Annotated in this window: 2 protein-coding genes; both read right to left on the bottom strand. The window is 67.0% G+C overall.

The window, feature by feature from the left end:
• Positions 1–85 precede the first annotated feature (85 nt).
• Positions 86–1,522, bottom strand: a complete 1,437-nt coding sequence (locus tag CQZ88_RS17245; RefSeq protein WP_374703828.1) for a DUF4038 domain-containing protein — start codon at positions 1,520–1,522, stop codon at positions 86–88.
• Positions 1,523–2,056: 534 nt separating this feature from the next.
• A complete protein-coding gene (locus CQZ88_RS17240; protein WP_102800084.1) occupies positions 2,057–2,782 on the bottom strand; it encodes a bifunctional 2-polyprenyl-6-hydroxyphenol methylase/3-demethylubiquinol 3-O-methyltransferase UbiG in 726 nt (241 codons plus the stop codon).
• Positions 2,783–3,693 lie beyond the last annotated feature (911 nt).

Here is a 3,693-nt window from a genome sequence, read left to right as displayed (position 1 = left end):
CAGCGCGGGTTCCACAACACTCTCTGAGGCAGCCTGTTGTTCTCACCCTGACGATGGTGGCGAGGGGCAGCAGCGGGTCGAGAGCTCACGTTGTGATCACCAGGAGCCAATCCTCGTTGCCGTCCCGGTTCGCCCCAGGGGTGGGAACGGTGCCGTCGGGTTTGAGGTCCGCCGGCTGTGTGGGGCCACTGGCATCGGCGGGGTCGATCCACACGGCGGTCGCCCCCGGCGGAACCAGCGAGGGATCGAGCCGGATCGTCCGTCGCGTCGGCACATAGACGACGGCCAGCGATCCGTCCGGCGTGCGGGCGGCGGTGACGTAGTCGTTGTCGAGGACGTCGACCATCTCCTCGTCCGTCGATGCAGCGCCGCGCCCGTCGACGACGAGTGGCTCGTCGACATCCGGCACCAGCTGCCACCACGGCCACGAGTTCCACAGCTCGCGGATGGCCTCGAGCTGGGTGACGGCGGGGGTGTCCAGACGCGTCTCCCACCCGTCCCGGAACTCCCAGTCGTCGGAGCCACGGAATTCGCCCGGTGAGCCGGAGGTCAGCGCCCACAGTGCCTGACGTCGGAGGGTCTCGTCGGTCGTCGGCGCGGTGTCGGACTGGTTGTTCTCGCTTTCGTAGTTTCCCTCCGAGAACAAGGCCGGGCGCGGATCCCTGGTGCCTGCCACCCGCGTGTACCCGTCGAGCACCGCCTTGTACGTGGGCATGTACGTGTAGACGAAGTTCCAGTCCACCAGCGGTTCCCAGAACGGGTTGTCTGTGGACAGGGATCGTTCGGCGCCCAGCTGGATCGAGAACGGCCGGTCCGAGCCGGCGGCGCGGATCCCGTCGAGCATCGCGCGCAGTACGTGGTCCGATGCGGCGCCGGCTGCACGATCCTCGGTGTCGGGCGAATAGTCCCCGCCGGTCAGCCAGACGATGTTCGGGAACCGCGCGTATCGCTGGGCGAACATCCGGCCGTAGACGAAAGCCTGCTGTGGGGTGGCCGAGGCGAACACGTCGGTGATGTTCCACCCGTCCATCGGATAGAGGAACAAGGTGTTTCCGTGTCGGCAGGCGATCCGGAAGTACTCGTCGAGCCGGGCCCAGTACGGCTCGTTCCATGCGGTGATGTCGCCGTCGACGAACGGTTCGATGCCGTCGAAGGTGGCTCCCTGATCGCTCGGCCCGCCGTTGCCGGGTGCGCCGATCGCCGAGATGATCGACGCGTTGAATCCGCGGGCCGCCCGATCGGCGAAGTACAGCTCGGCTTGCTCGGGCGACCAGTCCACCAGACCGGACCACGGCGAGTCCCCGCGGACCAGGACGGGGTCGCCGTACTGGTCTTCGAAGTAGCGTCCGTCGGGGCTGATGGTGGTGATGTAGCGCCGGTCGGCGCTGTCGGGGCCGCTGCACGGTGCGGCTGCCGCCACGGTAGTCGGTGACGACGGGCTGACCTGCGCGCCGCCGGAGCCGCCGGTGTCCGAACAACTCGCGGCCATCATCAGCGCGAGCACGGTCGCTGTTCGTTTCATCATTCCCCCACTTTGCCGGGGCGCGGAAGCCGAGGGACTGGCGTATCGACGTGGCGCCGGTCGTGTCCGTGCCCTGGTGCCCAGGCAGTGGCGGTATGCGGCGATCGGTCCCGACTTCGAATCGATTGGATGTCTTGTTCCGCCTGGTCGATTCGGTATTGACCGGATTGTGCGGGCCGGGTGCCCGGCGCAGGGCCGGACGGTGTCCGACTTCCGGGGCGTGTGCACCTCATCTGCTCGAGCGAGCCGTCGTCAGGTGGGTGCTGCGCCGAGAATAAGCCCGGCCCCGCCGAGAGTGGGCGGCGACCGGGGCCGCGGTCCACCGGTGGGCGGGAGTAACGACGGTGGTGTAAAGGGTGGCGGGGACTCTGCACCGGGTGGCCATCTCGACCAGTGTTGCGCCCTGCCTCTGAAGTCGGGGCGCAACAATGCTCGGCTCCGGTATCTGTGCCTCGGGCAGGAGCCGATGGGAGGGTGGGTGAATCCACCGAGGGCGGGTCCCTGGGGTGTCGACCGACAAGGACTCGGAGAGATTCATTCGACAGGGTGGGCGAGCGTGCCCACCAGGACGAGGCTGCACCCGAGCCCGGCCCGTTCCCGCCAGCGGATCCACCGCTCGCGGCCGAACAGCCGGGTCCCGACCGCTCGGGAGATGCGGTTGTGCAGCAGGCGCAGCGGCCCGCGATCCCCATTTGGCGCACACGTGCGGAGCGGCTGAAGATCGAAGTACGGGGTGAACAGTTCCTGCAGACGCGCCCGCGAGGGCCAGTTGCGGATCTGCCCCGGGCCGGGAGGGCGCAGCGCCCGGGTACGGTTCCAGATCGGCGGATTCTGCGTGGTCAGCACGACGGTGCCGCCCGGCACCAGCAGCGCGGCGATCTTGCGGACGAACTTCTCCTGATCGGGCACATGAGCGATGGTCTCGACCGAGACCACCACATCGAACCCCTGGGGAAGGGCGGTGGTCAGGAAGTCGCCGCTGATCCAGGTGATCTCCGGCTGGGTGGTCTTGAGCCGGTCGATGGTCTTGGAGGGCAGATCGAGGGCGGTGACCGTCCCGAACTCGGCGAGCTGGAGCGACAACCATCCCGTTCCGCAGCCGATGTCCAGGATGCGCATGTTCGGTCGGGCCACCGATCGGACTGCCTCGAGCACGTATTTTCCGCGTCGTTCGTTGCCGGGATTGTTTTCGCGGGGGGCGGAGTCTTCGACCCACTCGGTCCAGAAGCGGACCTGGGCATCCATCGGTGGTTGCGTCATGATATTTCTGCCTCGAAGATGGTGCGCCCGCGGTGGTTGCCAAGCGGATCCTGCCCTACGCGGGAGTCGGCGACGTGGGCGGGCGTGACGAGCGTTGCGCTTGCCGCGCCCGCCGTGGCCCTGAGGGTCTTATCCGGTGGTCGCGCTGCTCGGTCCGCAGAGGTTCTGGCGATCCCGAAGGCCGTCGCTGCATCAGCTCGCACCGTCAAGGGGTCACGGGATGTCGGCGGTGATGATCGAGGTCGGCGATCCGGACCCGTGCCGGACCCACCTCCCGGGACGTCCGCGTCGATTCTGTCGACAGCTCACTACATCGGCATGTTCATCATCGGCATCCCGCTCATCTGGTGCAGCCACATCATCAACTGGTGCAGCAAGGTGTGCGCCTGGTCCATCATGCCCATCATGTTCACAGCCGCGACCTTCCTCGAGCCCGAGCAGTTTTCGGGGTGCGGATACTTTCCACTCTCATCCTTCATCGTTCACCGAGTGACTTCCCGTATACGAAATCTGTCTTTCTTCAACAGATCTTCATCGGATCTCGACTTTCGATGGCCGTGCGCGGCAGCAGCAGATCTCGACAGTCGCCGCTGACACTCCGTTGTACGGGGCGGGGTATGCTCGTGTGGCCGCTCCCGATGAGTTCGGGAGTTCGGGGCGGAAGGCGCGGACATCCTGCGGGGCAGCCTCAGCGGCGGGCCGGTGTCCGGGTGGGTCGGGGACGCTGGCTGGGACAACTGTTTCGGCCTGCGTACCGCCCTCCTCGCCGGCGCTCACAGACGCACCGGTCTCGGCCTGATGGCTCCTGCCGGTACCTCTGCTTCCTACCCGACGAAAGGAATATCTCGTATGTCTGTGCCCCCACGTATGCCGCCACTACCGAGGCGCTGTACCCCGTGACCTGATTCTCC

Origin of the sequence: Rhodococcus sp. ENV425 (assembly GCF_002887785.1) — a bacterium.
Taxonomy (GTDB): Bacteria; Actinomycetota; Actinomycetes; order Mycobacteriales; family Mycobacteriaceae; genus Rhodococcus; species Rhodococcus aetherivorans.
Note: the sequence above shows the minus strand (reverse complement) of the source record. Positions and strands in the feature narration are given on the sequence as shown.